25 protein-coding genes and 1 pseudogene are annotated in these 25,376 nt (G+C 73.0%); 12 read left to right on the top strand and 14 right to left on the bottom strand.

The window, feature by feature from the left end; translation table 11 throughout:
• Positions 1 to 33: 33 nt before the first annotated feature.
• Genes M1L56_RS14410 through M1L56_RS14400 form a run of 3 tightly spaced genes read left to right on the top strand, consistent with a single transcriptional unit; the run spans position 34 to position 4,321 of the window.
• A complete protein-coding gene (locus M1L56_RS14410; protein ID WP_248599753.1) occupies positions 34 to 1,542 on the top strand; it encodes a cytosine permease in 1,509 nt (502 codons plus the stop codon).
• On the top strand, positions 1,539 to 2,579 hold the full coding sequence (locus M1L56_RS14405) for an agmatine/peptidylarginine deiminase (protein WP_248599752.1): 1,041 nt from the start codon (positions 1,539 to 1,541) through the stop codon (positions 2,577 to 2,579). Before M1L56_RS14410 ends, M1L56_RS14405 begins: the two co-directional genes overlap by 4 nt.
• The gene (locus M1L56_RS14400; RefSeq protein WP_248599751.1) at positions 2,576 to 4,321 is read left to right on the top strand and encodes an amidase; all 1,746 of its coding nucleotides are present in this window, start codon (positions 2,576 to 2,578) and stop codon (positions 4,319 to 4,321) included. The genes M1L56_RS14405 and M1L56_RS14400 overlap by 4 nt, the downstream gene beginning before the upstream one ends.
• Positions 4,322 to 4,351: 30 nt before the next feature.
• On the opposite strand, the gene M1L56_RS14395 is transcribed toward M1L56_RS14400, so the two are convergent.
• The 3 genes from M1L56_RS14395 to M1L56_RS14385 all read right to left on the bottom strand — a co-directional run bounded on the left by M1L56_RS14395 (position 4,352) and on the right by M1L56_RS14385 (position 7,751).
• Complete coding sequence (locus M1L56_RS14395) at positions 4,352 to 4,828, bottom strand: hypothetical protein (RefSeq protein ID WP_248599750.1); 477 nt, start codon at positions 4,826 to 4,828, stop codon at positions 4,352 to 4,354.
• 222 nt (positions 4,829 to 5,050) lie between these two features.
• Positions 5,051 to 6,613 carry a molybdopterin-dependent oxidoreductase gene (locus M1L56_RS14390; protein ID WP_248599749.1) on the bottom strand — a complete coding sequence of 521 codons (1,563 nt, stop codon included), beginning with the start codon at positions 6,611 to 6,613 and terminating at the stop codon, positions 5,051 to 5,053.
• A gap of 82 nt (positions 6,614 to 6,695) precedes the next feature.
• Positions 6,696 to 7,751: a zinc-dependent alcohol dehydrogenase family protein gene (locus M1L56_RS14385; protein WP_067945766.1), complete on the bottom strand. Its 1,056-nt coding sequence runs from the start codon at positions 7,749 to 7,751 to the stop codon at positions 6,696 to 6,698.
• A gap of 207 nt (positions 7,752 to 7,958) precedes the next feature.
• On the opposite strand from M1L56_RS14385, the gene M1L56_RS14380 reads away from it, so the two are divergent.
• The gene (locus M1L56_RS14380) at positions 7,959 to 8,597 is read left to right on the top strand and encodes an SDR family oxidoreductase (RefSeq protein WP_248599748.1); all 639 of its coding nucleotides are present in this window, start codon (positions 7,959 to 7,961) and stop codon (positions 8,595 to 8,597) included.
• Positions 8,598 to 8,618: 21 nt separating this feature from the next.
• On the opposite strand, the gene M1L56_RS14375 is transcribed toward M1L56_RS14380, so the two are convergent.
• From M1L56_RS14375 to M1L56_RS14350, 6 genes are all read right to left on the bottom strand, one after another.
• Complete coding sequence (locus tag M1L56_RS14375) at positions 8,619 to 9,014, bottom strand: TM2 domain-containing protein (RefSeq protein ID WP_248599747.1); 396 nt, start codon at positions 9,012 to 9,014, stop codon at positions 8,619 to 8,621.
• A 61-nt stretch (positions 9,015 to 9,075) separates the two neighbouring features.
• Positions 9,076 to 9,759, bottom strand: a complete 684-nt coding sequence (locus M1L56_RS14370; protein ID WP_248599746.1) for an alpha/beta family hydrolase — start codon at positions 9,757 to 9,759, stop codon at positions 9,076 to 9,078.
• 109 nt (positions 9,760 to 9,868) lie between these two features.
• Positions 9,869 to 10,768 carry a tryptophan-rich sensory protein gene (locus tag M1L56_RS14365; RefSeq protein ID WP_248599745.1) on the bottom strand — a complete coding sequence of 300 codons (900 nt, stop codon included), beginning with the start codon at positions 10,766 to 10,768 and terminating at the stop codon, positions 9,869 to 9,871.
• Positions 10,769 to 10,849: 81 nt separating this feature from the next.
• Positions 10,850 to 12,076, bottom strand: a complete 1,227-nt coding sequence (locus tag M1L56_RS14360; protein ID WP_248599744.1) for a YbdK family carboxylate-amine ligase — start codon at positions 12,074 to 12,076, stop codon at positions 10,850 to 10,852.
• A 137-nt stretch (positions 12,077 to 12,213) separates the two neighbouring features.
• A complete protein-coding gene (locus M1L56_RS14355) occupies positions 12,214 to 12,729 on the bottom strand; it encodes an adenylate/guanylate cyclase domain-containing protein (RefSeq protein WP_248599743.1) in 516 nt (171 codons plus the stop codon).
• A 7-nt stretch (positions 12,730 to 12,736) separates the two neighbouring features.
• Positions 12,737 to 15,643 carry an aminotransferase class III-fold pyridoxal phosphate-dependent enzyme gene (locus M1L56_RS14350; RefSeq protein ID WP_248599742.1) on the bottom strand — a complete coding sequence of 969 codons (2,907 nt, stop codon included), beginning with the start codon at positions 15,641 to 15,643 and terminating at the stop codon, positions 12,737 to 12,739.
• 147 nt (positions 15,644 to 15,790) lie between these two features.
• Here M1L56_RS14350 and M1L56_RS14345 point away from each other — a divergent pair, with 147 nt between their 5' ends.
• A complete protein-coding gene (locus M1L56_RS14345) occupies positions 15,791 to 16,012 on the top strand; it encodes a hypothetical protein (RefSeq protein ID WP_248599741.1) in 222 nt (73 codons plus the stop codon).
• A 52-nt stretch (positions 16,013 to 16,064) separates the two neighbouring features.
• Here the strand turns inward: M1L56_RS14345 and M1L56_RS14340 are convergent, their stop codons facing one another.
• The 3 genes from M1L56_RS14340 to msrB are packed head-to-tail and all read right to left on the bottom strand — an operon-like array spanning position 16,065 to position 18,211.
• Complete coding sequence (locus tag M1L56_RS14340) at positions 16,065 to 17,150, bottom strand: aromatic acid exporter family protein (RefSeq protein ID WP_248599740.1); 1,086 nt, start codon at positions 17,148 to 17,150, stop codon at positions 16,065 to 16,067.
• A gap of 21 nt (positions 17,151 to 17,171) precedes the next feature.
• Positions 17,172 to 17,717 carry a peptide-methionine (S)-S-oxide reductase MsrA gene (gene msrA, locus M1L56_RS14335; RefSeq protein WP_248599739.1) on the bottom strand — a complete coding sequence of 182 codons (546 nt, stop codon included), beginning with the start codon at positions 17,715 to 17,717 and terminating at the stop codon, positions 17,172 to 17,174.
• Positions 17,714 to 18,211: a peptide-methionine (R)-S-oxide reductase MsrB gene (gene msrB / locus M1L56_RS14330; protein WP_067945780.1), complete on the bottom strand. Its 498-nt coding sequence runs from the start codon at positions 18,209 to 18,211 to the stop codon at positions 17,714 to 17,716. The genes msrA and msrB overlap by 4 nt, the downstream gene beginning before the upstream one ends.
• A 163-nt stretch (positions 18,212 to 18,374) precedes the next feature.
• Here msrB and M1L56_RS14325 point away from each other — a divergent pair, with 163 nt between their 5' ends.
• The gene (locus M1L56_RS14325) at positions 18,375 to 19,331 is read left to right on the top strand and encodes a 5'-3' exonuclease (protein ID WP_248599738.1); all 957 of its coding nucleotides are present in this window, start codon (positions 18,375 to 18,377) and stop codon (positions 19,329 to 19,331) included.
• An 86-nt stretch (positions 19,332 to 19,417) separates the two neighbouring features.
• Positions 19,418 to 19,945, top strand: coding sequence for a hypothetical protein (locus tag M1L56_RS14320; RefSeq protein WP_248599737.1), 528 nt, complete (start codon positions 19,418 to 19,420; stop codon positions 19,943 to 19,945).
• Positions 19,946 to 19,964: 19 nt separating this feature from the next.
• Here M1L56_RS14320 and M1L56_RS14315 read toward each other — a convergent pair whose 3' ends face one another.
• On the bottom strand, positions 19,965 to 20,384 hold the full coding sequence (locus tag M1L56_RS14315; protein WP_248599736.1) for a hypothetical protein: 420 nt from the start codon (positions 20,382 to 20,384) through the stop codon (positions 19,965 to 19,967).
• A 112-nt stretch (positions 20,385 to 20,496) separates the two neighbouring features.
• Here M1L56_RS14315 and M1L56_RS14310 point away from each other — a divergent pair, with 112 nt between their 5' ends.
• Positions 20,497 to 21,357: an NAD(P)-dependent oxidoreductase gene (locus M1L56_RS14310; protein WP_248599735.1), complete on the top strand. Its 861-nt coding sequence runs from the start codon at positions 20,497 to 20,499 to the stop codon at positions 21,355 to 21,357.
• 12 nt (positions 21,358 to 21,369) lie between these two features.
• Here the strand turns inward: M1L56_RS14310 and M1L56_RS14305 are convergent, their stop codons facing one another.
• Entirely contained in the window at positions 21,370 to 22,428 is a 1,059-nt protein-coding gene (locus tag M1L56_RS14305) for a LacI family DNA-binding transcriptional regulator (protein WP_248599734.1), read from the bottom strand.
• A 214-nt stretch (positions 22,429 to 22,642) separates the two neighbouring features.
• Here M1L56_RS14305 and M1L56_RS14300 point away from each other — a divergent pair, with 214 nt between their 5' ends.
• The 4 genes and pseudogenes from M1L56_RS14300 to M1L56_RS14285 form a co-directional block, all read left to right on the top strand.
• Positions 22,643 to 23,497 (top strand): ABC transporter substrate-binding protein, encoded by an 855-nt coding sequence (locus M1L56_RS14300; RefSeq protein WP_248599733.1) that lies wholly within the window; start codon positions 22,643 to 22,645, stop codon positions 23,495 to 23,497.
• A gap of 84 nt (positions 23,498 to 23,581) precedes the next feature.
• The gene (locus M1L56_RS14295) at positions 23,582 to 24,373 is read left to right on the top strand and encodes an amino acid ABC transporter permease (protein WP_248599732.1); all 792 of its coding nucleotides are present in this window, start codon (positions 23,582 to 23,584) and stop codon (positions 24,371 to 24,373) included.
• Entirely contained in the window at positions 24,370 to 25,140 is a 771-nt protein-coding gene (locus M1L56_RS14290; RefSeq protein ID WP_067947445.1) for an amino acid ABC transporter ATP-binding protein, read from the top strand. The genes M1L56_RS14295 and M1L56_RS14290 overlap by 4 nt, the downstream gene beginning before the upstream one ends.
• Positions 25,140 to 25,376, top strand: a pseudogene (locus M1L56_RS14285) (hypothetical protein); the annotation flags it as partial. The gene M1L56_RS14290 and the pseudogene M1L56_RS14285, both read left to right, overlap by 1 nt.

Here is a 25,376-nt window from a genome sequence, read left to right as displayed (position 1 = left end):
GATCAATAAGTTTCCGGACGACGAGGTTCGCACATGACCCCCACCACCCCGCCGGGCGCGCCCGCCGCCGACCGCGTCGGCCACGTCGAGACGCACGGCATCGAGCACGTCCCCACCACCGAGCGGCACGGTCGCCCCTCGGGCCTGTTCTGGGTGTGGATGTCGGCCAACGTCGGCTACCTCTACTTCGTGGTCGGCGGCGTGCTCGTCCTGCTCGGCCTGCCGCTCTGGCAGGCGCTCGTCATCACCGTCGTCGGCAACCTCTGGTGGGCGCTCGTCGGCTGGCTCGCCGTCAGCGGCCCCGCCGCGGGCGCCCCGAGCGTCACGATCATGCGCGCGATGTTCGGCGTTCGCGGCAACACGGTCTTCGGTGCCGGGCTCGGCGTCGCCATCGGCATCTTCTACGAGATCATCAACGTGGCCTTCGCCACCCTCGCGGCGATCGCCCTGCTCGCCCACTTCGGCATCGGCCTGCCGCCCGGCGGCGAATGGGCGGTGCTCGCCGTCGTCGGCATCCTCAGCTTCATCATCGGCGTCTACGGCCACGCGACGATCCTCGCCCTCGCCCCGTGGTTCTCCGCGGCGCTCGCCGTGGTCTTCGTCGTGCTCGCCGGGTTCGTCCTGGGCGCCGCCGACTGGTCGTACGAGGTCGCGCCGCTGCCGGTCGCCGACCACTGGGCGCTCGTCATGCTCGGCTTCGCGATCGTCGCGTCGAGCCCGCTGTCGTGGGGGACCGGCGCCGACTACGCGCGGTACCTGCCCGCCGACGTCTCGAAGCGCAAGGTCGCCTGGTACACCGCGCTCGGCGGTTTCATCCCCGCGGTCCTCATCGGCGCCCTGGGGGTCGTCGCCGGCACGGCGACCGACATGACCGACCCGCAGCTGACCATCGGCGAGATCGTCCCCGCGTGGTTCACGCCGGTCTTCCTCGGCATGATCGTGCTCTCGAGCATCACGAACAACGTACTCGTGGCGTACTCCACCGGCTTCTACGCGCAGGCGCTCGGCGCCCGCATCTCGCGGGCCGCGGTCACCGTCGTCACCGGCGTGGTCGCCACGGCCGCCGCGGGATGGGTCCTCTTCCTCACCCCGAGCTTCCTCGACGCCCTGAGCGCCTCGCTCGAGCTGTCGGTCACGGTCTTCGGACCGCTCGTGTCGATCTACGCCGTCGACATCGTGCTGCGCCGCAACCGCTACGACGGTCGCGCCCTCGACGACATGACCCCCGCGAGCCCGTTCTGGTACCGCGGCGGCGTCTTCCCGGCCGGCGTCGTCGCCATGGTCGTCGCGGTCGTCGTCGCCGTGCTCTCGGCCAACACGACCCTGTACGTCGGCCCGATCTCCGAGGCGCTCGGCGGCGCCGACCTCTCCGCGATCGTCGGGCCCGTGCTCGGCGGCGGCCTCTACGCCCTGCTGTGGCTGACCACGACCCCGTACCGCGACCCGGCGCGACGGCCGGGTGCGGCATCCGCTCACCCCGCTGCCGAGACCGAGACGGATGCCGCGGCATCCGCCCCCACCACCCAGGAGGTGCCCGCATGACCTGGCGCATGCCCGCCGAGACCGCCCCGCACGAGCGCACGTGGATGGCGTTCCCCCGAGAGGGGATCACCCTCGGCGAGGGCGCCGCCGAACGCGAGGAGGGCTACGCGGCGTGGACCGCGGTCGCCCACGCGGTCGCCGAGTTCGAGCCCGTGACCATGGTGGTCGACCCGACCGAGCTCGACCGCGCCCGGCGCATGCTGTCGTCGGAGATCGAGATCCTCGAGGCGCCGCTCGACGAGTTCTGGATGCGCGACTTCGGGCCGACGTTCGTGCTCGACGACGAGCGGCCCGGCGTGCTCGGCGCGGTCGACTGGATCTTCAACGGATGGGGCGCGCCCGAGTGGGCCGAGTGGCGGGTCTCCGCCGAGATCGCCCGGTTCGCGGCGGCGCACGTCGGCGCCGAGCTCGTCAGCTCGGTGCTCGTCAACGAGGGCGGCGGCATCCACGTCGACGGCGAGGGCACGGTGCTGCTCACCGACACGGTGCAGCTCGACCCGCGCCGCAACCCGTACGCCGACCGGGCCCGCGTCGAGGCCGAACTCGCGCGCACGATCGGGACCACGAAGGCCATCTGGCTGCCGCAGGGGCTCACGCGCGACTACGACGAGTTCGGCACCAACGGGCACGTCGACATCGTCGCGACCATCCCGTCGCCCGGCCGCCTGCTGCTGCACCACCAGCCCGACGCCGCGCACCCCGACCACGCGGTCACGCGCGAGCTGCGCGACCTGCTCGAGGGGCAGACGGATGCCGCGGGCCGGGCCTTCGACATCATCGACCTGCCCGCCCCCGCGACGCTGCGCGACGACGAGGGGTTCGTCGACTGGAGCTACGTGAACCACCTCGTCGTGAACGACGGCGTCGTCGCGTGCGGCTTCGGGGAGCCCGAGGCGGACGCGCGGGCGGCGGCGATCCTCGCCGACGCGTACCCGGGCCGCCGGGTCGTGACGGTCGACTCGCGGCCGATCTTCGCCCGCGGCGGCGGCATCCACTGCATCACGCAGCAGCAGCCGAAGGTGGAGGCGACCCGATGAGCACGACTGAGCCGTTCGACGTGGTGGAGGCGTCCATCGCCGACCTGCGTGCGGCGCTCGAGGACGGCCGCACGACCGCGGTCGAGCTGGTCGAGGCCTACCTGGCGCGCATCGACGCGTACGACGGGCCGGACACCGAGACGGCCCTCAACGCCGTCGTCGTGCGGAACCCCGACGCGCTCGCCGAGGCGCGCGCCTCCGACGAGCGGCGCGCGCGCGGCGAGACGCGCGGGCCCCTCGACGGCATCCCGTACACCGCGAAGGACTCCTACCTCGTTCGCGGGCTCACCGCGGCGGCCGGCAGCCCCGCGTTCGAGCACCTCGTCGCGCAGCGCGATGCGTTCACGATCGAGCGGCTGCGCGAGGCGGGCGCCGTCTGCCTCGGCCTCACCAACATGCCGCCCATGGCCAACGGCGGGATGCAGCGCGGCGTCTACGGCCGCGCCGAGAGCCCGTACGACGCCGGGTACCTGACGGCCGCGTTCGGCTCGGGCTCGTCCAACGGCTCGGGCACGGCGACGGCGGCGTCGTTCGCGGCGTTCGGCCTCGGCGAGGAGACCTGGTCGTCGGGCCGCGCGCCCGCGTCGAACAACGCGCTGTGCGCCTACACGCCCTCGCGCGGCGTCATCTCGGTGCGCGGCAACTGGCCCCTCGTGCCCACGATGGACGTCGTCGTGCCGCACACGCGCACCGTGGCCGACCTGCTCGAGGTGCTCGACGTGATCGTCGCCGACGACCCGGAGACCCGCGGCGACTTCTGGCGGGCGCAGCCGTGGGCCGAGCTGCCCGCGGCATCCGCGGTTCGCCCCGACTCGTACCCGGCGCTGCAGGTGACGGATGCCGCCGCGGCCCGCGCCGCACTCGCGGGCCGGCGCATCGGCGTGCCCCGCATGTACGTGAACGCCGACCCGGAGGCCGGCACCGCGGGGCCCGGCGGGAGCGTCGGCATCGGCGGGCCCACCGGGCAGCGCATCGACACGCGCGAGTCGGTCATCGAGCTGTGGGAAGCGGCCCGCCGCGACCTCGAGGCGGCCGGCGCGGAGGTCGTGCTCGTCGACTTCCCCGTGGTGTCGAACTACGAGGGCGATCGCCCCGGAGCGCCGACGATCGCGACGCGCGGACTCGTGACGCCGGAATACCTGAAGCGCGAGATCGTCGACCTGTCGGCGTGGGGCTGGGAGGACTTCCTGCAGGCCAACGGCGACCCGGCGCTGCACTCGCTCGCCGACGTCGACGGGGCGCGGATCTTCCCGCAGCCCGAGGGCGCCCTGCCCGACCGGTACACGGGCTTCGACGACGACATCGCCGAGTACCCGGCCTGGGTGCGCGCGAACCCGGGCGCGTCGTACACCGACATGCCGGAACTGCCCGACGGGCTGCGCGGGCTCGAGGAGACCCGCCGCATCGACCTCGAGCAGTGGATGGACGGGCTCGGTCTCGACGCCGTCGCGTTCCCGGCGGTCGCCGACGTGGGGCCCGCGGACACGGACGTGAACCCCGCCTCCGCCGACCTCGGCTGGCGCAACGGCGTCTGGGTCGCGAACGGCAACCTGGTGCCGCGGCACCTCGGCATCCCGACCGTGACGGTGCCCATGGGGCTCATGGGCGACATCCGGATGCCGGTGGGCCTCACGTTCGCCGGACGCGCCTACGACGACACGGCCCTGCTGCGTCTCGCCGCCGCGTTCGAGGCCCTCGCGCCGCGCCGCGTCGCCCCGCCCCGGACCCCGCCGCTCGCCTGAGCGGGCTCCGGCCCGCGGCGCGCCTCGTCGTCACAGCGGACGCGACAGCTCGAGGGCCGTCCGGTGGGACGCCGGCGCGAACCGGCGCATCGTCCTGAGGCACAGCACCTCGACGTGGACGTGGAGCAGGTCGGACGCGATCCGCGAGAGCCGCGTCGCCTCACCTGCCCCGCTCATCAGGGGATCCGTCTCGGCCAGCAGCACGAGGTCGGAGGCGCCCATCGCCTCCGGCTCGAGTTCGGCGACGCGGATCTCGGCGGCGTTCCGGGCGGCGAACGCGCGGATGAGTTCGCCGCGGCGTAGCGCGAGCCGGTCGAGCGGCGCGAGCTCGAGCATGGTGGGACGCTCGGGGCCGGCCGCCATGGCGGCTCGAACGGAGTCCGCCTTGGCCGCGTACTCGGCGACGGCGGCCGCGACGACGGACTTCTTCGTGCAGCGGAGGAAGAACGCCAGTTCGGTGACGACGCGATCCGTCGCCTGGTCGACCTTGATCGGCTTCTCCGCCATCGATTCTCCTCGTTGCACGCCTGCACGCTCGCGTCGCCAGCCACCGCGCCGCGCGCACACGACGGTTTCCGCCGTGAGTCCGGTACCGGAGTACCGGGCTGTCGTGGAAGGAAGACTCTCATCGGATCGAGCGGAGACAGGAACGAGCGGGGGGCGGAGTCGAGAACGTCGGACCTCGCAGGTTGGGGAGGAGGGGTCGCCGGCTCGGCGCGGGGGGCCGGGTCAGCGCACCTCGACGCGGCGTTCGTGCAGGCCGGTGGCGCCGTCCGGCGCGACCGGGGCGACCTCGGCGGTCTGCACCTCGCCGTCGGCCGAGGTGGCGCGGACCCGGAGGGTGTGGGGGCCGGATGCGGCATCCCACTCGAAGCGCCACTGGACCCAGGTGTCGGCCGAGACGGCCGTCGCGAGGGTCGCGGGCTGCCAGTCCCCGTCGTCGACCTGCACGTCGACCGCGGCGATCCCGGTGTGCTGGTGCCACGCGACCCCCGCGACGACGACGCGGCCGGCGTCGACGGTCTGTCCCTGCCGCGGCACGTCGATGCGCGACGACAGCTTGACCGGGCCGCGCTCGCTCCAGCCGCGGTCCGACCAGTAGGCGCGGTCGAGGTCGAACCGCGTCACCTCGAGGTCGACCACCCACTTCGTCGCCGAGACGTAGCCGTACAGGCCCGGCACCACCATCCGGACCGGGAAGCCGTGCGCGAGCGGCAGCGGCTCGCCGTTCATGCCCACGGCGAGGATCGACTCGCGGCCGGGGTCGGTGAGGGCCTCGAGCGGCGTCGAGGCGGTGAACCCGTCGATGCTGCGCGAGAGCACCATGTCGGCGTCGGCGGACGGACGCGCCTCGGCGAGCAGTTCTCGGATCGGGTACCCGAGCCACACGGCCGTGCCGATCAGGTCGCCGCCGACCTCGTTCGACACGCACGCGAGGGTGGTGATGCTCTCCGACAGCGGCAGGGCGAGCAGGTCGTCCCACGTGAGTTCGACCTCGCGGTCGACCATGCCGTGGATGCGCAGCCGCCAGTCCGCCGGGTCGACCTGCGGCACGTTCAGCGCCGTGTCGATGCGGTAGAAGTCGCGGTTCGGCGTGATCACGGGCGCGAGGCCGTCGATCCCGAGCTCCGCGGATGCCGGCACCGCGGCGCGGCGCACTGGCGCGGGCAGCCGCAGCGCGTCGCGCACCGCGACGACCGCGCGCGATCCCGCGGTGAGCATGGTCGCGCCGATCGCGGCGAGCACCCCGAGCGCGGTCGCGCCGCCGGCCCACGCGAGGAATCGACGGCGATCGAGTGCGGCGGGAGCCGGAGCGACGTCGGCGGCCCGCGGCGCGGCATCCGTCGCCGGCAGCAGACGCAGCAGCAGGGTGAGTGCCGCCATGGCCGCGATCGCGCCGAGCGCCGCGGGCAGGATCGCGAGCATCGACGCATTCGCGCGCGTGGCGGCCGCGAGCGCGCCGAACACGCCGGCGAACGCGAAGAGCCCACGTCCCCAGCGCGGATGCCGCGCCTCGAGCACGCCCGCGAACGCGCCGAGCGCCGCGAGCACGACACCGATGCCGATGAGCAGCGCGAGCTTGTCGCCCGTGCCGAACAGCGCGATCGCGGCATCCTTCGCCCATGGCGGCGCGAGGTCGATGAGCAGCGACCCGATCGAGGCGAACGGCGACGCGGCCGGCGCGATCACTGCCGCGGCGAGCTCGCCCACGCCCGCGCCGACCGCCGCCGAGGCGATGCCCGCGACGGCGGGCAGCGCCCAGGCGGGCACCGGTCGGCTCGCGGTTGGCATGGCCTCAGGCTACGTCCGCGTCCGGGCTCACCGGGCTCCGGCGGCCGAAGCGTCAGCAGACCGTAAGGAGTCGGCGACCGGTCTACGCGTCGATGACGATCTTGAGCGCCTTCGTCTCGGCGGCCCGACCGAACGTGTCGTAGGCGTCGAGGATGTCGGCCAGCCGGAAGTGATGGCTCGCGAAGGCGTCGGCGTCGATCTTCCCGCTCGCGACCAGCTTGAGCAGCATCGGCAGCGTGTTCGTGTTGACGAGGCCGGTCGAGATCACGACGTTCTTGATCCAGAGGTCCTCGAACGCGAGCTCGACCGGCTTGCCGTGCACGCCGACGTTCGCGACGTGGCCGCCGGGACGGACGATCTCCGTCGCCATCTGCAGCGTGAGCGGGATGCCCACGGCCTCGACGGCGACGTCCACGCCGAGCCCGTCCGTGAGCGCCAGCACCTGCTCCTTCCAGTCCTCGTCACCGGAGTTCACGCCGTCGGTGGCGCCGAACCGCCGGGCCTGTTCGATGCGGTTGGCGTCGAGGTCGATCGAGATGATCTTCGCGGCCCCGTACAGCCCCGCCGTCGCGATGATCGACAGCCCGATGGGGCCGGCGCCGATCACGGCGACCACGTCTCCCGGCTTCACGGCGCCGTACTGCACGCCGATCTCGAAGCCCGTCGGCAGGATGTCGCTGAGCATCACGCCCTGCGCGTTCGAGACGCCCTCGGGGACCTTGTAGACCGAGTTCTCGGCGAACGGCACGCGCACGTACTCGGCCTGGGTGCCGTCGATCAGGTGGCCGAAGATCCAGCCGACGCCCGGCGCCCCTTCGGCTGCGAGGCAGTGCGAGTAGATGCCGGCGTGGCAGTAGGAGCAGTGCCCGCACGCGCTGATGCACGCGATGATGACGCGGTCGCCCACCGCGAGGTCCGTCACCGACGACCCGACCTCCGTGATGACGCCCACGCCCTCGTGCCCCAGGATGCGACCGGGCTCGACCGCGGCCACGTCGCCCTTGAGGATGTGCAGGTCCGTTCCGCAGATGGTGGTCGTCTCGATCCTGACGATCACGTCCGTCGGCTGCTGGATCTGCGGATCGGGGACGTCGGTCCAGTCGATCTTCCCGGGTCCTCCGTACACGAGTGCCTTCATCGTCCTCACGCTTCCTGTCGTCGGGTCGGGTGCGCCGCGCGTACACGGGCCCGATGGGGATCCGCCCCGCCGTCGACGCTAGGCCGACGTGCTCGGGGCGCACGCGTCGAAAGTCCCGTCGACCCGTGCCGCCGGCGAGGAGTGCGCGATCCGGCGGGGGTCGCAAGGCCCTGTCGGCGTCCGCACGGTCGCGCCTAGGCTGAGCGTGTGACGGCGGATGCCGGTGGCATCCGTCACGCCCCACCCTCGAATCGACAGGAGACGACTCATGGCCCAGTACGACGTGGCCGACCGTTCGGCGATCTCGAGGCGTCCATCCACGCCGCGAACGCGCTCGCGCCGCTGCGCATCGCCGTGAACAACGCGGGCATCGGCGGACCGGCCGCGCCGATCGGCGAGTACCCCGTCGACGGTTGGGACAAGGTCATCGCCGTCAACCTCAGCTCCGTGTTCCTCGGCATGCGCGCCCAGCTTCCCGCCATGGTCGAGAACGGCGGCGGCGCGGTCGTGAACATCGCCTCGATCCTCGGCAGCGTCGGATTCGCGAGTTCGTCCGCCTACGTCCGCGCCAAGCACGGACTCGTGGGCCTCACCAAGAACGCGGCGCTCGAGTACGCCACGCAGGGCGTGCGCGTGAACTCGGTCGGGCCCGCGTTCATCAAGACGCCGCTCATCGACGCGAACCTCGACGAGGCGACGCAGGAGTTCCTCGTCGGCAAGCACCCGATCGGCCGACTCGGGCAGCCCGAGGAGGTCGCGGCGCTCGTCGCGTTCCTCGCGAGCGACGCCGCGAGCTTCATCACCGGCAGCTACCACCTCGTCGACGGCGGGTACACGGCCGTCTGAGCCGGGTCCGGCTGCCCGGCGCTACGACACGCCGGGCAGCTGATCGGTGAGCACGGCGAACGCCTGGGTCATGGCGCTCAGCACCCAGCCGAGGAGGACGCCGACGGCGGTGACGATCCAGCCGATGGCCTGCTCCTGTCGGGTGCCGACCACCCGGCGGCCGTCGGCGTCGCGCTGCGCGTTGGCGAGCGTCAGGATGAGGTCGATCAGCCACCAGATGCCGAAGCCACCGATCGTGAGCAGCTTCAGGATGCCGGTGCCCACCTTGCCCAGGTAGAAGCGGTCCACGCCGAGCACCCCCAGGAGCCACGCGAACAGCCACGTCGCGATGAACGAACGTGAGGAACTGCTCTCGGCGGCCGCGCGGGCGACCTGCGGATTCACGTATCCGGGCGTCCCGGACGGGTCAACGGTCATGGCGCACCTCCTGCGCACGATGCTGCCCCAGCCCGGGCAGGGCAGCGGGGCCGAAGGTCCCTCAGCCGGTCGCGCCCGCGACGAACGAGGCGACGCGCGGAGCCAGTCCCGCGCCGACCTCGGCGGGCGGGCGACGCGCGCCCTTCACCTCGAACGAGTGGTTGCCGCCCTCGATCCAGTCGAGCACGGCCGGCTCGCCGATCCGGCGGACGAGCTCGTCGAGCTGCTCGTTCGGGATCGCGAACGGGTCGTTGCGGCCCTGCAGGAACAGCATCGGCACGCCGCCGAGCGCGGCGAAGTGCTCGTCGCGCGGCTTTTCGGGCTTCCCGGGGGCGTGCAACGGGTAGCCGAGGAGCACCAGCCCGGCGGCGGGCATCCCCTCGGCGACGGCCATCGACGCCATGCGCCCGCCGTACGACTTGCCCGCCGCCCACACCGGCTCCCCGTCACGGGCGTGGCCGGCGGCGACCGCCGCCGCAGCGCGCCACGTCGCGATCGCCGCCGGCGGCCGGTCCGGGAACCGGCGCCCCGCCTCGCGATACGGGAAGTCGAAGCGCAGCGTCGCGACGCCGAGGTCGGCGAGCGCCCGGCAGAATCCGGTCATGAACGGATGCTCCCGCCCGGCGCCCGCGCCGTGCGCGACGACCACGGTCGCGCGCGACCCGTCGGGGCGCAGGAGTACGGCCGAGACGCTGCCGAGGTCGTCGCCGACCTCGACGCGGAGGAGCTGTTCATCGGGGCGCATCACCCCATGGTGCCCGAGCGCGTGCGGTCCGCGGACACGACGGAGCCGGGGCGACCCGAACCACGCCCCGGCTCCTCGTGCTGCGCCCCCGCGCAGCGTCCCCCGGGGGTCAGGTCGTCGCGCGCTCCGCGACGGACGGGTCGGTGCGGCCGGCGTCGCCCGCGCGACCGGTTCGCATCGCCAGGAGCCGGGCGCCGAGCGTCGCGAGGACGACCACGACCACGGCGACGACGGCGGCGATGCCCGTGGTCGTCGATTCCGGTTGGTCGGTGAGTCGCGCGACCGCGACCCACGACAGCCCCCAGCACAGCGACAGCATCGGCGCGATGCGCCCGCGCCCCCACACCGCGAGGCCGACGCCGACGGCGGCCGCCGCGGCGATCACGATCACGGCCCACGTCTCCTGGGGCAGGCCCCATCCGGAGAAGTCGGCGGCGGCGAGCAGGGCGGTCGCGTTCGCCGCGGTGGCGACGACGACCCAGCCGAGGTAGAGCCCGATCGATCCGTCGGTGACGATGGTGTCGACGAGGTTCTTCGGCGGCATCCGTCGCAGCTGCACGAAGAGCCACGCGAGCACGGCCAGCAGGACGACGATGACCGGCAGGCTCATCCCGAGCAGGTCGAGCTGCACGACACCGATCCACAGCGCGTTGAGCACGAGGGACGCGGCGACCGCGTACCCGATCCGGCGGTGCCGGGCGTCGGTGCGCTGCGCGGGCAGCAGTTGCCAGATCGCGTACGCGAGCATGCCCGTGTAGATCACGCTCCAGATCGAGAACGCCGGGCGGCCGGGGGCGATGAGCGTGGAGTCGGCGTCGAGCCATCCGCCCGCCGCCTGCTGGATCGGAGTGCCCACGAACGCGCCGGAACCGATGAACGCCGCGACGATCGCGAGCACGCTCGTGACGAGGACGACCACCTGCCGGATGCTGTCGGCGGGCCCGGCGGGTCTCGCGGTCGTCTCGGTGCGGCGGGCGGTGTCGGTCGTGGCGTCTCGGGTCGTGCTCATCGGATCTCCTCGTGGTCGACCTCCTGGCTGGCTCCACCGTAGGCACGCCGCACGACGCGACGCCTCAACCGTTCGGTTGAATCAGCGGATGCCGCCCGCGAGCCGCTCCACGTCGGGCGCGGGTCCCCGGCCGCCGCCCACCGCGGTGGTCGGCCGGGTGATCGAAGGTGCCGTGATCGTCGACGCGTACAGCCGGCGGAGCCCGGCGATGCCGTTGCGACGCCACGCGGCGACCTGCCGCGCCGCGCCGGTGCCGTCGCGCAGCAGCCGTTCGATCAGCTCGTGCACGATCTCGCGGTCGCCCATGCGCTCGAGGGGCTCGGCGAGGTGGCGTTCGAGGCGATGCACCAGGTCGACCGCGGGCACGAGGCATCCGCTCGCCGGGTCGAACGCCGTGCCCGACAGGCCGGTGTGCGCGGAGTGCACCATGGCCGCACTGAGCAGCTCGGGGGGCACGTCGAGGTCGGGTTCGCCTGCCGGCCGGACGGGTCGGACGGGCCGCACGCGGGCGGCGGCGGCGAGGCCGTCCCGTTCGACGTCGTCGATGGCGCGCAGCACGAGCGCGCGGCACAGCGCGGTGACGAGCAGGGTGTCGTCGGTGGTGAGCTGCGCGTCGGACATGCGGAACTCGATCGTCGGCGCGTGCTCCGAGAGCCGCACGTTCCAGGCGATGAGCGCCACGTCGGTCACGCCGCCGACGCCGACGAGCTGGTGGATGCGGCGGTCGTAGTCCGCGGCATCCGCGAACCGCGGCGGGCAGCCGGCGGTGGTCCAGCGACGCAGCTGCACGGTGCGCCAGCTCTCGTAGCCGGTGTCGTGCCCCCGCCAGAGCGGCGAGTTGCCCGACATCGCGGTGAGCAGCGGCAGCCACGGCCGCACGGCGTTCATCGCGGCGACCCCGTGTTCACGGCTGGGGATGCCGACGTGCACGTGCAGCCCGCACATCTGGTGGTCGGCGATCACCCCGGCCATGTCGCGCACCACCCGGTGGTAGCGGTCGACGTCGGCGATCGTCGGGAAGGCCTGCGCGTCCGGCGTCGTGCCGATGCTCGCGACGCTCACGCCGTGGCGTCCGGCGTCGGCGTCGATCTCGCGCCGGAAGCCGAGGAGCCCCTCGGCGGCGTCGCCGAGGTCGGTGAACACCGCGCTGGCGTGCTCGATCTGCGAGGCGAGGAACTCCCGGTGCACGACCGGCGCCCAGGTCGGATCCTCGGAGAGTCGTCCATACACGTCCTCCGCCATGTCGGCGGGCAGCATCTGCTCCGGAGTGAGGAAGAAGAACTCCTCCTCGATGCCGAACGTGGTCATCGCCGCCCCCCTCGCGCGGGGCGGTCCGGGCCCCGTCGCACGTGATGGCAGGTTCCGATGGCAGGCGAGCGGCTGTCAAGGCCCTTCCCGAGGACCGTCGACCCGTGCTTTCGGGCGCGGGGCATGCCGACTCCGCGTCACCCGACGGGCGCCGCCTCGAAGACGGGCACGCGATCGGCGAACCCCTTGCGTTCGATCGGTCCGACCTCGCGGAACGCCAGGGACGGATCGTCGGCCAGGTCGACCACCGAGCCGGTGACGAGCGTCTGACCGGCGGCGGCGGCTCCCGAGATGCGCGAGGCCAGGTTCACCGCGCGGCCGAAGTAGTCGCCGTCCTGCGTCACCACGGGGCCGGCGGCGATCCCCGCGTGGGCGGGCAGACCGATGACCGGGGCCGCGGCCACCATCTGGACCGTGGCGCGCACGGCGTCACCCGGGTCGCGGAAGTGCACCATCACGCCGTCGCCCAACCACTTGACCGGGGTGCCGGCGTGGTCGGCGACGATGCGGTCGACCATCGAGCTGAGTTCCCGGGCGAGGCGTGCGGCCTCGGCGTCGCCCTGCTGGTCGGTGATGGCGGTGTATCCCGCGAGGTCGATGAACGCGAACGCCGGCGGTCGCGCGGGTCCCGCGTGCGCGCCCGACGCCTCCACGGCCCGGCTACCAGCCCTCGGTCAGCACCCGGTCCAGCATGTCGACGAAGAAGTCGGCGCTCTCGCGCGTGACGACGAGCGGCGGCTTGACCTTGAGCACGTTCTGGTGGTCACCGGTGGGCTGCATGATCACGCCGAGGGTCAGGAGCCGGTCGCAGATCGCCGCCGTCTCCTCGGTCGCGGGCTCGAGCGTCGCCCGGTCGCGGACGAACTCGACGCCGAGGTACAGCCCGAGTCCGTGCACGATGCCGATGAGCGGATGCCGCTCCGCGAGCGCCTCGAGGCGGCCCTTCAGGTAGGCGCCGGTCTCGGCGGCGTTCTGCTGCAGCCGCTCGTCGCGGAACGCGTCGAGCACGGTGAGTCCCGCGACGCTCGAGGCGGGGCTGCCGCCCGTCGACGAGAAGAAGTACCCCTGGGTGCGGTACCGCGCCGCGATCTCGCGCGTCGTGATGACCGCTCCGAGCGGGTACCCGTTGCCGGCGGCCTTCGCGACCGCGATGACGTCCGGCACCACGCCCTGCTGCTCGAAGCCCCAGAACCAGTTCCCGAGCCGGCCGTATCCGGCCTGCACCTCGTCGGCGATCGCGAGTCCGCCGACCTCGCGCACGGCCGCGTAGACCTCGGTGAGGTACCCGTCGGGCAGCGGGATGCCGCCGGCGTTGCCGGAGAACGTCTCGGCGATGAACCCGGCGGGCGGGCGACCGGATGCCGCGAGCTCGCGGATGCGGTCGGCGGCCTCGGGCGCGTAGCGCGCGGCATCCGCCCCCCGGTGCACGCCGCGGAACGGGTTCGGTGCATCGATCGGGTGCACCCAGTCGGGCCGGGTCGCGAGCGCGTTCGGGTTGTCGGCGACGGACGTGCTGACGGCGTCGGAGGCGTAGGTCCAGCCGTGGTACGCCTCGAGGAGCGACACGATGTCGCGACGGCCGGTCGCCGCCATGGCGACGCGGATCGCGAGGTCGGTCGCCTCCGAGCCCGAGTTCACGAGGAACACCGTGTCGAGCGGGTCGGGCGCGAGCGCGGCGAGCCGCTCGGAGAACTCCACGACGGCGCCGTAGTTGAAGCGCGAGTTCGTGTTGAGCGTTCGGAGCTGCTTCGCGACGGCGGCCGCGAGACCGGGATGCCCGTGCCCGAGCGGCGTCACGTTGTTCACCATGTCGAGGTAGACGCGGCCGTCGGTGCCGACGAGGTGCTCTCGCCAGCCGCGCTCGATGCGCGGCGGGGCGGCGTAGTAGTGCTCCTGCACCTCGGCGAAGGCGCGCTCGCGACGGGCGACCAGCTCGGACGCGTCGGCGCCTCCGGTGATCGAGTAGCCGCGCAGCGGCGTACCGGGGCCCGCGTCCTCGAGGCCCATCGCCGCCGCCGGATCCTCGGTGAGCGCGAGCCACCCCGGCGCGTACTCCGGGCGGATGAGGTGCGGCACCCGCGGCGCGTCCGGCGCCTCGAGCCGGATCCGGGCGCGCTGTCGCGACGGCACGGTGCCGTCGAGGATCGTCGCGCCATCCGTCGTCTCGATCACGAGGCGTGCGTCGCCCTCGGGGGCCAGGTGCTGCGCCTCGGCGAACCAGACGTCGACGCCGGTCGGGACCGTGGCGGTCGAGCCGGCCGAGCGGATGCGGCTCGCCGAGAGGCGGGGGGTGCCGCGCTCGAGCCAGGCCACGGAGGCTCCGGCGTCGAGCGCGCGGAGTGCGAGCCGCTCCTCGAGCTCGGGGTCGAGCCAGGCGCCCGCATCGACGTCGTCCGAGGTGATCGACACGTCGAGGCGCGCCGCGCGAGCGGGGTCGAACCCGGGGGAGGTCTCGATATGGGGCGTCTTCGGCGCGCCAACTCGACTACCGAGCGGCACGCCGAGCGCGTCGGCGATCACGCCGGTCATCACCTCGGACGGCACCGACGTCGACTGCTCGAAGATGCGCCATTCGCGCTCGACGCCCGCGGCGGCGTACGCGTTCGCGCCGCCGTCGATCTGCACCTGCTGCTCACCGCTGACGACGAGCACGGCACCGCGCAGCACGACGAGCGGCCAGAGCGCGGCCACCTCGGCGGGCGACAGCGGCCGCAGCGCGTGGAAGGCGCGCACCGCCGGCAGCACCGACGCGGGCTCGGCACCGGCGTGGTGCAGCACCGACGAGATCGTGATCGCGAGCTCCGAGACGGCCCAGTTCGCCGTGACGTCGCCGAAGTCGATCATCCCGTCGGGCGTGCGGATGCCGCGCTCGGTCGTGCAGACGACGTTGTCGTCGGTCAGGTCGAGGTGCACGGCCTGCACGGGGAGGTCGGCGGCGACGGCCTGCACGTCGGCCCAGGCGCGGGCCGCGGCATCCGTCACCATCGCCCGCTTGGCCTCGTCGGGGTGGTAGTGCGCGAGCAGGTCGACGACGCGGTCGGCGTGGCGGAGGTCCCACTGCAGCACCCGGTCGAGGCCGGGGTGCTCGAAGCCGGCGAGCGCGAGGCTCGCGTGCCCCGCGAGCTCGCCCATGCGGGCGACGACCGCGGGGGAGAGGTGCGCGCCGCCGGTGAGGGTGCCGCCGGGCAGGTACTCGAGCAGGCGGATCGCGAGCGGGCCCTCGCCGGTCTCGGCGACGACCGAGCGCGGGGTGCCGTCGTCGGCGCGCGTGGTCGTGGCGATGCGCAGCTGCGGCGCCGCGGCGGCGATGCGGCTGGCGGCGTGGTCCTGCGCGTCGAGCTCCGCCGCGGTGAATGCCGGGTTGGTGATCTTCACGACGCCGACCGGCGTGCCGCCCGCGGAGGCGAGGAAGTTCTGGTCCTGCTGGCTGCCGAGCGGCTCGAGGGCGACGTCGAGTCCCCAGTGCTCGCGCACGATAGCGGCGACCTCCGCTGCGGGGAGGTTCGGAGCCGGCAGTTCGCCGGCCGAGAAGAAGTCGAAGCCGCTCACGCGCACCGTTCCGGTCATGGCGCACCCCTTTCCGCCTCGACCCTAGCCACCGCGGATGCCGCAGCCGACCGCCGCCGTGTCGAGGTGCCGGCCGTCCGTCCGCCGCGCGGGCGACGCGCGGGCCGGATCCGCCGGATGTCGGAGGGCTCACCTACCGTGATGGCCATGACGAACCAGACGCATCCGACGCTCGAGCCCGACGTGCTCGACGAGCCCTGCCACCGCTGCGGCTCCGCCGCGGTGCGCGTGATCGTGTACGGCCCCCTCGACTTCGAGGTCGAGGCGACGGACGCCGCGTCCGCCGGTGCCCACGCCGACGACCCGATCTTCGACTGCCGCGACTGCGGCTTCGAGTGGGGCGAGTCGGTCCGCGACCTGCTCAGCTGACCCGCCCGTCCGTTTCCGGCCCGCCCGACGTCCGGTGAGGGTGGCCGAGCCGTCAGAACCCGGCGGCGTCGGGCGAGACCTCGTCCTCGAGGAGTTCCTCGCGGATGCGTCGCAGGTCCTCCATGAGCGAGCCGACGAGGATCCAGTGATCGGACTTCGGCGGCGAGATGACGAGCGGCGACGTGAGGGCGGGCACGGCCGAGGTGAGCGGCTGCGGCTCGACGTCGGCGAGGTGCACCGCGAGCCGCACGTCGTGCGCGGCGCGGCGGAGCTGCTCGGCGATCGCGCGGACGGTGGGCTCCTCGTGCAGCCCGTCGTCGTAGTGGTCGACGAAGGCGCGGGTCATGCCGACGACCTGGGTGACGATCGGGCTCAGCCGGTTCAGCAGCTTGCGCTGCTCGGCGAGGTCGCCGCGGTGCGCCGAGCGCCGCGGGTTGAGGGTCAGGGACTCCTCGGCCTCGGCGATGGCGGCATCCGCGGCGTCGCGCATGGGGCGCATGAGCCGCGCCTCGATCATGAGGCCGTTCAGGTCGGCCGGCTGCTGCGGCGTCTCGAGGGCTGTCGCGAGACGGTCGACGGATGCCGCGAGCTCGCCGCCGAGCCGGGCGAGGTGGTCGCGCGACGGCGCCACGAGCACGGGCGGCACGATGAGGACGTTCACGACGATGCCGATCGCGGCGCCGATGAGCGTCTCGATGACCCGGTCGAGGGCGTACTCCGGGGAGGTGCCGCCGAGCGCGAGCACGAGCATCGCGCTGATCGCGACCTGGTTGGACGTGCCCGTGGTCATGCGCAGCGCCCACGCGATGAGGATCGCGGCGACGATCGCGACGAGCACCACCCACCCGGCGGGTCCGAAGACGAGGCCGAGCGCCGACGCGATCACGACGCCCGCGATGACGCCGACGCTGCGTTCGACGGCCTTGCCGAGCGACTGGTTCACGCTCGGCTGCACCACGAGCAGGGCGGCGATCGCGGCGAACACCGGCAGCGGGCCGGGGATCAGCCACCCGGCGATCAGCCACGCGGCGACCGTCGCGACCGCCGACTTCAGGACCTGCAGCAGCGGTGACCGCTTCGTGGCCCGGAACCGCTCCGACACGCGGAGCCGTTCCGGGACGCGCATCGAGAACCGCATGCGCCCCACGCTAGCGGGGCGTCACCCGGCGTGCGCCGTGTCGCGCTTCGGCAGCTTCCAGTCCGGACGCACGAAGTGGCAGGTGTAGCCCCACGGGATGCGCTGCAGGTAGTCCTGGTGCTCCGGCTCGGCCTCCCAGAACGCGCCGGCCGGGGCGACCTCGGTCACGACCGGGCCGGGCCAGATGCCCGACGCGTCGACATCCGCGATCGTGTCGATCGCCGTGTCGTGCTGCTCGGCGCTCGTGGGGTAGATCGCCGACCGGTAGCTCGTGCCGATGTCGTTGCCCTGGCGGTTCTTCGTGGTCGGGTCGTGGATCTGGAAGAAGAACTCCAGCAGCTCGCGGTAGCTGAGCTTGGCGGGGTCGAACACGACCTCGATCGCCTCGGCGTGCGAGCCGTGGTTGCGGTAGGTCGCGTTCGGCACGTCGCCGCCCGTGTAGCCCACGCGCGTGCCGAGCACGCCGGGCATCTTCCGGATGAGCTCCTCCATGCCCCAGAAGCAGCCGCCCGCGAGGACGGCGGTCTCGGCTCCGGGCAGGGTGGTGATGGCGCCGGGGGTGGTCATGCGCGGTCCTCGCTCTCGGTGGTGGTGCGGGCGGATGCCGCGGCATCCGTCGTCTCGAACAGGTGGCGGTACTCGCCGTAGCCCTCGGCCTCGAGGTCGTCGAGGTGGACGAAGCGGAGCGCCGCGGAGTTGATGCAGTAGCGCAGGCCGCCGGCCTCGGTGGGGCCGTCGTCGAAGACGTGGCCGAGGTGGCTGTCGGCGCCCGACGAGCGGACCTCGACCCGCTTCATGAACAGCGAGCGGTCGACGTGCTCGGTCACGGCGCCGTCGTCGATCGGGCGGGTGAAGCTCGGCCAGCCGGAGCGGCTGTCGTACTTGTGCACGCTCGCGAACAGCGGCTGCCCCGACACGACGTCGACGTAGAGCCCGGGGTCGTGGTTGTTCCAGTACTCGTTGCGGAACGCCGGCTCGGTCGCGTCGTCCTGGGTGACCTTGCGCTGCAAGGGGGTGAGGCGGGCGATCGCCTCGGGAGTGCTGCGGTAGTCGTGGGACACGGTTCCTCCTCCTGGACGCCATGGTCGCCGCCGGCTGCGGCGCCCGAACGCGACACCCGCACGGGGCGGTGTCGCGGCGTCATCCGGAACAACCGTCGAGCGGGCCGGGCTGTTCCGCGATCCGGCCCGCCTGGCTGTGGGTTCGCTGTGACAGGATCGCCCCATGGCCGATCGTCTGATGCTGCTCGACACCGCCTCGCTGTACTTCCGTGCGTTCTACGGCGTGCCCGACTCGATCCGGCGCGCCGACGGCACGCCCGTGAACGCGGTGCGCGGGCTGCTCGACATGATCGCGAAGCTCGTGAGCGACTTCGAGCCGACCCATCTCGTCGCCTGCTGGGACGACGACTGGCGGCCGCAGTGGCGGGTCGACCTCATCCCGAGCTACAAGGCGCACCGCGTCGAGGAGGTCGTGCCGGGCGGCCCCGACGTCGAGGAGGTGCCCGACCCGCTCGAGGCGCAGGTGCCGATGATCCGCGAGGTGCTGGGCCTGCTCGGCATCCCGGTGGTGGGCGTCGCCGAGCACGAGGCCGACGACGTCATCGGCACGATGGCGACGCAGGCGACGATGCCGGTCGACGTCGTCACGGGCGACCGGGACCTGTTCCAGCTCGTCGACGACGAGCGGGGGATCCGCGTGATCTACACCGCGCGCGGCATGAGCCGGCTCGAGCTGGTGACCGGCGAGTGGGTCGTCGCGAAGTACGGCATCGAGGCGTCCCAGTACGCCGACTTCGCGGTGCTGCGCGGCGACACGTCCGACGGCCTCCCGGGCGTTGCGGGCATCGGCGAGAAGACGGCCGCCGGGCTCCTGGGCGACTTCGGCTCCCTCGATGCGATGCTCGTGGTGGCATCGGGTGATCCGGATGTCGCGGACGCCGCCCCGCGGATGTCGGCCACCATGCGCGCCAAACTCGCGGGCGCCCACGACTACCTCGCGGTCGCGCCCCGGGTCGTGAACGTCGTCCGCGACCTCGAGCTCCCGTCGGCCGAGGAGGCCGGCGCCCGCCTCGCGCCCCCGGCCGACGGGCCCCGTGAGGCGCTGCTCGCGCTCGCCGACGAGTGGAACCTCGGCGGCGCGGTGCCCCGCGTGCTCGCCGCGCTCGACCGCACGAGCTGAAGGGCGGCCGCGCCGCCTCCGGCCGGTCCGGCGCGCGCGGGCGCGCCCTCGGGCCGACCGCCCTGCGGCGCCGTTAGCCTGCGGAGATGAACCGGACCACTCGCATCGGACCAGCGCCCGCCGTCACGCTCCTGGCCGGCGCGGTCGCGCTCGCCGGCCTCCTTGCCGGGTGCGCCCCCGGGGACCCCGACCCGACCACCACGCCGAGCGCGCCGCCGACGACGAGCGAGCCCGCCGAGACGACGCCGCCCGCCACCGAGACCGCGCCGCCGACCGAGGAGCCCGCCGCCCGCGGCGCGGGCAGCTCGCTCGAGGCGATCGACGCGTACGCGCTCTGCCGCGCCCAGACCGGCCGCTTCTACGGCGACCCGGGCCGGACGGTGTTCGCGCCGTTCGACGCGGCGACGGTGCTGCAGCGCGACGACGGGCTCTGGTACGTCTACATGGACGTCGAGGACCCGAGCCAGGAACCTGAGCTCGTCGACGTCGCGGGCAGCGAGTGCATCCTCGGCGGCACCATGGGCGAACCGCAGTGGGAGCTGTTCGGATCGATCGCGCGCGACGTCGCCGACGAGTCGATCGCCGACTACAACCGATCGCTCGGGGGAGCCTGACCCGCGGCATCCGCTCGCATCAGGTGGGAACGCCCGGCCGCGCCGGTGCCGACGACGGCAGCCAGTGCTCGGGCGCGGGCAGCTCGACCCCGCCGGATGCCGCGACGATGACGACGAACGCGTAGGCCGCGACGAGGATGGCGAGGCCGCCCAGCACCATCGCGGCGGGCACCGCCCACGAGATCCGGACGCCCTCCCGCCGATACCGCGGCGCCGCCATTCCGGCGACCCAGATCGCCACGGTCCCGAAGCCCGCGATCCACACCGTGCGGAGCGCGTCGCCCTCGAGCGGGGCGAAGACGGCGATGCCGAGCGCGCCGACGCCCATGAAGAGGGCCGCCCAGGCGAACAGGCGGGCCATGCCGAGTCCGCCGACATCCGTCTGGTCCTGCCACCACGGGGTCGGATCGCGCGGATCCTGCTCGGCCGGCTCGCTCATGGGTCGATGGTACGCGGGCGCCGCGCCCATCGGTCGGCGGGGGTGGACGGCGGTCCGGCCCGGCCCGGAGAATGGGCGGGGCCGTCGCGCGACGGCGACGAGGGGGAGCGGCATGGGCAAGCGGATCTGCGTCACCGGGGCGTCGGGCCTCGCCGGACGGGCGGTCGTGACCGACCTGCTCGAGCACGGCTACGAGGTGCTCGCGACCGACGTGGTGGCGCCGTCACCGCTCCTGCCTGCGCGGTGGTCGCGGCCCGACCTGACGTACACGCAGGCCGACCTGACCGATGCCGGCGATGCGTTCGAGGTGATCGACGGGGTGGACGCGGTCGCGCACCTCGCGGCGATCCCCGCGCCGTCCATCTTCACGCCCGCCCGCACGCTCAACGTCAACAACGCGGTGAATTCGAACGTCTTCCTCGCCGCCGCACGGGCCGGGGTCGAGCGGGTCGTGTGGGCCTCGAGCGAGACGACGCTGGGCCTCGACTTCACCCGGGACGCCCCGCCGGCCTACCTGCCCATCGACGAGGACCACTACCCGCGGCCGACGACGACCTACTCGCTCTCGAAGGTGCTCGGCGAGACCATGGCCGAGCACATCTCGGACTGGTCCGGCATCCCGTTCGTCGCGCTGCGGTTCTCGAACGTCATCGACCCGGACCGCTACGGCGAGTTCCCCGGCTTCGAGGAGGCGCCCGAGTCGCGGCTGTTCAACGCGTTCAGCTACATCGACGTGCGGGATGCCGCGGCATCCGTTCGACTCGCCCTCGAAGCCGACGTGACCGGGGCCCGCAGCTACGTGATCGCGAACCGCGACACCGTCATGTCGCGGTCGACGGCGGCGCTCATCGAGGAGTTCTTCCCGGGCGTCGAGCTGCGGCGGGAGTTCGGCGAGCACGAGTCGCTCTTCGCGATCGACCGGGCGCGGGCCGAGCTCGGCTTCGAACCGCAGCACGGCTGGCGCGACGCCTGACGACCTCCGGCCTCAGCTTCGCGGCGGCGCGATGGACTCGCGTTCGACGAGGCGCTGGGGCAGGACCACGTGCTCGGTCGGCGCGCCATCGCCGGCGATGCGCCGGATGAGCAGCCGCGCGGCCTCGGCGCCGATCTCGTGGATGGGCTGGGCCATGACGGTGATGCCCGGGGCGGAGAGGCTGGTCCAGTCGGCGTCGTCGAACGCGACGAGCGACACGTCGTCGGGGATCCGGCGCCTCAACGTGCGGAGCTCCCGGAAGGCGGCCTGCGCGATGAGGCTGTCGGAGGCGACGATGGCGGTGATGCCGTCGTCGACGAGCGCACGGACGACCGCCGGCACGCCGTCGCGCGCGTTCAGACGGACGAACCGGGCGGGATCGTCGACGCCCGCGTCGGCGAGCGCCCCGACGAACCCGCGCACGCGGTCGTCGACCGAGCTCGAGCCGAGTCGATCGCCGACCCGGTACTCGTCGGCGTGCGCGATGGTCGACACGAACGCGATCCGGCGGTGTCCGGCGTCGAGCAGCAGCTGGGCGAGTCGTCGCGCGCCCGCGAGGTTGTCGGCGACGACCGTGTCGACGTCGAGCCCGTCGGCGACGCGGTCGAACAGGACCATCGGCCGGGCCCGCTCGACCGCCTCCCGCAGGCTCGACGGGTCGGTGGTGGAGGCGGGCGCCACGAGGATGCCGTCGACGCGCTTGGCCAGCAGCACCGAGATCGCGTTCTCCTCGGCGACGGCGTGCTCGTCGGAGTTCAGCAGGATCAGGTCGTAGCCGGCGGCCTTCGCGACATCCGCCGCCCCTCGCGTCGCCTGGGCGAAGAACGGGTTCTCGATGTCGCCGACGATGATGCCGATGGAGTTGGACCGGCCGGTCGTCATCGTCTTGGCCAGGGCGTTCGGGTGGTAGCCGAGCTGCTCGGCCGCGGCCTGGACGCGGTCGCGCACGGCCTCGCTGGCGGCCCCGTAGCCGCCGAGGACGCGGGCCGCCGTCGCCTTCGACACCTTGGCCGCGGCGGCGACGTCGCTGACCGTGACCTCCCTGCGGCCGTTCAGCGGATCCACCGGCATTCGAGCACTCCTCGGAAAAAGTTGTTGACGGATGTCTCGAGCGACGGTTAGTGTGCCGGAAACGCATTGAGACCGGTCTCAATCTACGCGATTGAGACCGGTCTCAACAAGAGCCGGGCCGCACCAGCCCGACTCGCGTCCGCACCACCCGAGCACCATCCGAGCACCATCCGACCAGCACCACCACCCACATTCCGAACCGAAGGAACGCACCGTGAAGCAGCGCACCCTCCTCCGCCGCACGGCCGTCGCGGCCGTCGCCGCGGCCACCGCCCTCGTCCTGTCCGCCTGCGCCAGCGGCGCCGCGGGAGACCAGGCGACCGACGCGGCCGACGACAACCCGTACGGCCTGATCACCCCCGGCCAGATCCGCGTGGCGAGCCTCGGCGACGCCAAGCCCTACACCTTCACCGACGAGAGCGGCGAGTTCACCGGGTTCGACGTCGAGCTGTTCACCGACGTCGCCGGCCGCATCGGCATCGACGACGTCGTGTTCACCGGCCAGGACTTCTCGGGCCTGCTCGCCGCGGTCGCCAACGGCCAGTTCGACGTCGGCGTCGCCGCGATCGGCATCACCGAGGAGCGCCAGCAGACCGTCGACTTCTCCGACGGCTACCTCGCCGGCTACCTCACCGTCATGGCGAGCCCCGACGCCGACATCGCCGACGAGGACGACCTCGCCGGGAAGCGGCTCGGCGTCGTGCAGGGCACCCTGCAGGAGGCGTACGCGGTCAAGAACTTCACCGAGACCGAGCTCGTCCGCTTCCCCGACAACAACGCCGCGATCTCCGCGGTGAACTCCGGTGCGGTCGACGCGCACTTCCTCGACTACGAGGCCGCCAAGGAGTACGCGGCGCAGTACGGCCTGGAGAACGCCATCGACATCCCGTCGTTCGACGCCCCCGCCGGCTTCGCCATCGCCAAGGGCAAGCCCGAGTTCCAGGAGGCCCTCAACGAGGCCCTGCACGAGGCCATGGAGGACGGCACCTGGAAGGAGCTCTACCAGAAGTGGTTCCCGGGCTCGCCCATGCCCGAGCAGTACCTGCCCTCGAGCGAGCAGGGCGAGTAGCCCTCGCCTCGCGTCCCGGTGCGGGCCGCCCACAGCACCCGCGCGGCCCGCACCGGACCACCACCCGAACAAACGGAGCACAACATGGACTGGCTCGACAACCTCGTCGCCACCTTCCTCGACTTCGACGCGATGTGGCAGGTCTTCCCGCAGCTGCTCGGCGTCGGCCTCGTGAACACGCTCGTCATCTCGATCGCGGCCACCGTCATCGGCGTCGTGCTCGGCATGGTCGTCGCGATCATGGGCATCTCGCGCTCGCGCTGGCTGCGCGTGCCCGCCCGCGTGTACACCGACGTCTTCCGCGGCCTGCCCGCGATCCTCACCATCCTGCTCATCGGCCAGGGCTTCGCGCGGATGAGCCAGCAGATCTTCGGCCCGTCGCCGTACCCGCTCGGCATCCTCGCCCTCAGCCTCATCGCGAGCGCCTACATCGGCGAGATCTTCCGCGCCGGCATCCAGAGCGTCGACCGCGGCCAGCTCGAGGCCTGCCGCGCGCTCGGCATGAGCTACGGCAGCGCCATGCGCCTCGTGGTCGTGCCGCAGGGCGTGCGCCGGGTCCTGCCCGCGCTCGTCAACCAGTTCATCGCGATCGTGAAGGACTCGAGCCTGGTCTACTTCCTGGGCCTGCTCGTGTCCGAGCGGGAGCTGTTCCGGGTCGGCCAGGACGCCGCCGTCCTCACCGGCAACCTGTCGCCGCTCGTGATGGCCGGTCTCTTCTACCTCGTGATCACCGTGCCGCTCACGCACCTCGTGAACTACTTCGACGAGCGGTTCCGCACCGGCCGGCGCAAGGCCGCGCCGCCCAAGAGCGGCCTCGACGAGGTCGAGGAGCAGCAGACCCCGCCGACCGCACTCACCTACGGGAGCAACACATGACGTACACGTCTCCGGTGCCGATCACCGACGGGCACCTCTACACCGGCTCCAGCCTCGAGCTGCGCGGGCTCACCATGGCCTACGGCGACATCGAGGTGCTCCGCGACGTGAGCCTCACCGTCCAGCCGGGCACCACCACGTGCATCATCGGCCCGTCCGGTTCGGGCAAGTCGACGCTGCTGCGCGGGGTGAACCGCCTCCACGAGCCGAGCGGCGGCGACGTCCTCCTCGCGGGCGAGAGCGTGCTGCGCCAGAGGCCCGACGTCGTGCGGCGACGGATCGGCCTGGTGTTCCAGCACTTCAACCTGTTCCCCGACCACACCGCGCTCGAGAACGTCGCGCTCGCCCTGCGCAACGTGAAGCGGATGTCGCGGCCCGAGGCGAACCGCATCGCGCACGAGCGGCTCGCCGAGGTGGGGCTGGCCGAGCGCGCCGACCACCGCCCGCGCGACCTGTCCGGCGGGCAGCAGCAGCGGGTGGCCATCGCCCGGGCCCTCGCGATGGAGCCCGAGGTCATGCTCTTCGACGAGGCCACCAGCGCGCTCGACCCCGAGCTCGTGAAGGGTGTGCTGAGCCTCATGGCGCAGCTCGCCCAGCGCGGCATGACCATGCTCGTCGTCACCCACGAGATGGGCTTCGCCCGCAGGGTCGCCGACCAGGTCGTGTTCATGGACGAGGGCCGCGTCGTCGAGCACGGCCACCCCGACGACCTCTTCGACCGCCCGCAGAGCCCGCGCCTGCGCCGCTTCCTCAGCGAGGTGCTGTGATGACGGATGCCGCATCCGCCCGCGTCGGCGACCCCATCCGCACCGCCGTCGTCGGCTTCGGCACGAGCGGGCGGGTGTTCCACGCCCCGTTCCTCGACGCCGATCCGGCGTACTCGCTCGACGTCATCGTGACGCGCGACGGATCCCGTCGCGCGGCCGCCGCGGCGCGGCATCCGTCGGCGGCGACCGGGGGCACGGGCGCCGACCGGGGGGCGACGGCCGACCGGCGCCACCCC

The sequence above is a fragment of the Agromyces sp. C10 genome, from assembly GCF_023217995.1.
GTDB lineage: Bacteria > Actinomycetota > Actinomycetes > Actinomycetales > Microbacteriaceae > Agromyces > Agromyces indicus.
The sequence above is the reverse complement of the archived record's forward strand: the minus strand, read 5'-3'. Positions and strand labels throughout refer to the sequence as shown.

Bases quoted from the DNA above. Each gene is read 5' to 3' on its own strand.
- M1L56_RS14375 (WP_248599747.1), bottom strand. From the start codon at position 9,014: ATGACCGTTGACCCGTCCGGGACGCCCGGATACGTGAATCCGCAGGTC.
- M1L56_RS14385 (WP_067945766.1), bottom strand. From the start codon at position 7,751: ATGAAGGCACTCGTGTACGGAGGACCCGGGAAGATCGACTGGACCGAC.
- M1L56_RS14370 (WP_248599746.1), bottom strand. From the start codon at position 9,759: ATGCGCCCCGATGAACAGCTCCTCCGCGTCGAGGTCGGCGACGACCTC.
- M1L56_RS14340 (WP_248599740.1), bottom strand. From the start codon at position 17,150: ATGCGGTTCTCGATGCGCGTCCCGGAACGGCTCCGCGTGTCGGAGCGG.
- M1L56_RS14360 (WP_248599744.1), bottom strand. From the start codon at position 12,076: ATGACCACGTTCGGCATCGAGGAGGAGTTCTTCTTCCTCACTCCGGAG.
- M1L56_RS14350 (WP_248599742.1), bottom strand. From the start codon at position 15,643: ATGACCGGAACGGTGCGCGTGAGCGGCTTCGACTTCTTCTCGGCCGGC.
- M1L56_RS14410 (WP_248599753.1), top strand. From the start codon at position 34: ATGACCCCCACCACCCCGCCGGGCGCGCCCGCCGCCGACCGCGTCGGC.
- M1L56_RS14325 (WP_248599738.1), top strand. From the start codon at position 18,375: ATGGCCGATCGTCTGATGCTGCTCGACACCGCCTCGCTGTACTTCCGT.
- M1L56_RS14405 (WP_248599752.1), top strand. From the start codon at position 1,539: ATGACCTGGCGCATGCCCGCCGAGACCGCCCCGCACGAGCGCACGTGG.
- M1L56_RS14365 (WP_248599745.1), bottom strand. From the start codon at position 10,768: ATGAGCACGACCCGAGACGCCACGACCGACACCGCCCGCCGCACCGAG.
- M1L56_RS14320 (WP_248599737.1), top strand. From the start codon at position 19,418: ATGAACCGGACCACTCGCATCGGACCAGCGCCCGCCGTCACGCTCCTG.
- M1L56_RS14305 (WP_248599734.1), bottom strand. From the start codon at position 22,428: ATGCCGGTGGATCCGCTGAACGGCCGCAGGGAGGTCACGGTCAGCGAC.
- M1L56_RS14400 (WP_248599751.1), top strand. From the start codon at position 2,576: ATGAGCACGACTGAGCCGTTCGACGTGGTGGAGGCGTCCATCGCCGAC.
- M1L56_RS14295 (WP_248599732.1), top strand. From the start codon at position 23,582: ATGGACTGGCTCGACAACCTCGTCGCCACCTTCCTCGACTTCGACGCG.
- M1L56_RS14345 (WP_248599741.1), top strand. From the start codon at position 15,791: ATGACGAACCAGACGCATCCGACGCTCGAGCCCGACGTGCTCGACGAG.
- M1L56_RS14315 (WP_248599736.1), bottom strand. From the start codon at position 20,384: ATGAGCGAGCCGGCCGAGCAGGATCCGCGCGATCCGACCCCGTGGTGG.
- M1L56_RS14310 (WP_248599735.1), top strand. From the start codon at position 20,497: ATGGGCAAGCGGATCTGCGTCACCGGGGCGTCGGGCCTCGCCGGACGG.
- msrA (WP_248599739.1), bottom strand. From the start codon at position 17,717: ATGACCACCCCCGGCGCCATCACCACCCTGCCCGGAGCCGAGACCGCC.
- M1L56_RS14395 (WP_248599750.1), bottom strand. From the start codon at position 4,828: ATGGCGGAGAAGCCGATCAAGGTCGACCAGGCGACGGATCGCGTCGTC.
- M1L56_RS14290 (WP_067947445.1), top strand. From the start codon at position 24,370: ATGACGTACACGTCTCCGGTGCCGATCACCGACGGGCACCTCTACACC.
- M1L56_RS14390 (WP_248599749.1), bottom strand. From the start codon at position 6,613: ATGCCAACCGCGAGCCGACCGGTGCCCGCCTGGGCGCTGCCCGCCGTC.